Below are 558 nucleotides of genomic sequence, written 5' to 3' on the forward strand. Positions count from 1 at the left end.
GGCTGCGCCTGCGGCTGCGCCCCGCCGCCGACCCGCTGACCCAGGCCACCGGCGGCCTGCTGCCGGACGCCGCCGACCCCTACACCCTGGAAGTGGGGAAGGACCGCTCCGGCACCGCCGAGTACCTCGTCGACGAGGTGCGCAACGCCCTGCTGCTGGACGAGGTGCCGGTGGACGAACCCGCCGACCGCTACCTGCTGCCCGGCCCCCGGGTGCCGCTGACGCTGAACGGCTCGGACGGCCGGGCCGCCTTCGACGGTGAGCAGGTCCGTATCGAGTGGGGCTGGGGTGCGGAGGAGAGCAAGAAGTCCTCCGGCTCCCGCGTGCTGCGGCTGGCCGACCTGGCCCGCGTCGAGTGGTCGAAGCCGGGCGGCTGGGAGAGCGGCTGGGTGCGGTTCGTGCCGAAGGGCCCGGCGGTGTCCGTCAAGCCGTCGCACGACCCGAACTGCGTGGTGCTGTGGGGGCTGCGGGAGGCCCGCGAGACGGCGGAGTCCGCCCTGTTGCTGGCGGCCGTCACCGCCCGCCTGCCGCACCCGACCGCGCCCGCCCGTCCGCAGC

The 558-nt window shown here is 76.0% G+C and carries 1 protein-coding gene; it reads left to right on the plus strand.

Annotated features, from left to right (window positions below):
• A partial coding sequence (locus ACYVE9_RS30385) for a DUF4429 domain-containing protein (RefSeq protein ID WP_461031065.1) occupies positions 1–558 on the plus strand: 558 nt, incomplete at both ends.

Source organism: Streptomyces sparsus, from assembly GCF_054776295.1.